Origin of the sequence: Bacillus sp. MUM 116, from assembly GCF_001866655.1 — a bacterium.
Taxonomy (GTDB): Bacteria; Bacillota; Bacilli; order Bacillales; family Cytobacillaceae; genus Neobacillus.
Genome location: NZ_MLYR01000049.1, coordinates 1 through 1,461 on the forward strand (window position 1 = coordinate 1; position 1,461 = coordinate 1,461).

Consider the following 1,461-nt stretch of genomic DNA (forward strand, 5'->3'; position numbering starts at 1 on the left):
TGAACTGCCCCGTAAATGTTAGACACCAATCTAACATTTACGGGGGTTTTTTTATGGCTAAATTTACAACTGAGGAACGAATTCAGTTAGTTTTAAGATATATAAATGGTAACGAGTCTTTAAATGAAATTGCACAAGAAATGGATCTAGATAGAAGTCTGTTAAGTGGTTGGGTTCGTCTTTATGAAGAACATGGAGTAGGTGCATTTTATTCAAGCTATACAAGTTATTCTGTTGAGTATAAAATGGATGTACTTAATTATATGAATGAGACGGGTATGTCCTCAATTGATACAGCTGCTATTTTTAATATTTCTTCTTCTGGGTTGATTCGAAAATGGCGTTTACAGTTTGAACAAGGTGGAATCAATGCCCTAAAACCAAAGAAAAAGGGGCGTACTCCCATGAAAAAGAATATTGGAAAAAAAGAATCAAAGAAACCATCAAAATCAACGCCAGTTGAGGGATCAATCGAAGAACTACAGGCGAAAATCGAGCGTTTAGAGATGGAGAATGCCTATCTAAAAAAGTTGAATTCTTTTGTTCAAATGCAGGAAAAATTACAAACAAAATCAAAGCGCAAGTAATTTTTGAACTAAAGAATCTGTATGAAGTCGTGGATTTAGTTGAAGTCGCTGGCATTCCACGTAGTACTTATTATTATTGGGAAAAACGGCTAAACCAGTCCGATAAATATGAGAAAGTAAAAGAAGCAATAAATGAAATTTACCATGAACATAAAGGGCGTTATGGATATCGTCGTATCAAAAAAGAACTAGAGAAAAGAGGATACAATCACGATCCAAAAACCATCAATCGTTTAATGAATGAAATGGGCTTAAAATGCATGGTACGCATGAAGAAGTATCAATCTTATAGAGGAAATGTAGGAAAAATCGCTCCCAACGTGATAAATCGTGATTTCTCTGCCGAGAAAATGAATCAAAAGTGGGTAACTGATGTAACTGAGTTTCATTTATTTGGTGAGAAGCGTTACCTATCTCCAGTACTTGATTTATGTAATGGAGAGATTATTGCGTACACATTAATGAGGCGTCCAGTATACAAATTGGTTGGGGATATGTTAAATAAAGCTATTAAGCGTCTTCATCCAGGAGACAAAGTCATTCTGCATTCAGATCAGGGTTGGCATTATCAAATGAAACGATATCAAAAAACATTAGAACAATACCAGATAACACAGAGTATGTCCCGGAAGGGAAATTGTTTGGATAACGCAGTCATAGAAAATTTCTTTGGCTTATTAAAATCTGAGCTTCTATACTTACAAGAATTCCACAGTATGGAGCATTTCGAACAAGAATTAGCAGACTATATCTATTATTACAATCACAAACGAATGAAGGCAAAGTTAAAAGACCTGAGCCCGGTGGAGTACCGGACACAGGTACTTGAAGTTGCCTAAACTATATGTCTAACTTTATTGGGTCAGATCATTTT

1 protein-coding gene is annotated in these 1,461 nt (G+C 35.3%); it reads left to right on the plus strand.

From position 1 onward, the window contains the following. Positions 1 to 53: 53 nt before the first annotated feature. A protein-coding gene (locus BIV60_RS28445) for an IS3 family transposase (protein ID WP_371261532.1) occupies positions 54 to 1,426 on the plus strand; the annotation gives its coding sequence in 2 pieces (ribosomal slippage) (positions 54 to 522 and positions 522 to 1,426; 1,374 coding nt in all). Positions 1,427 to 1,461 lie beyond the last annotated feature (35 nt).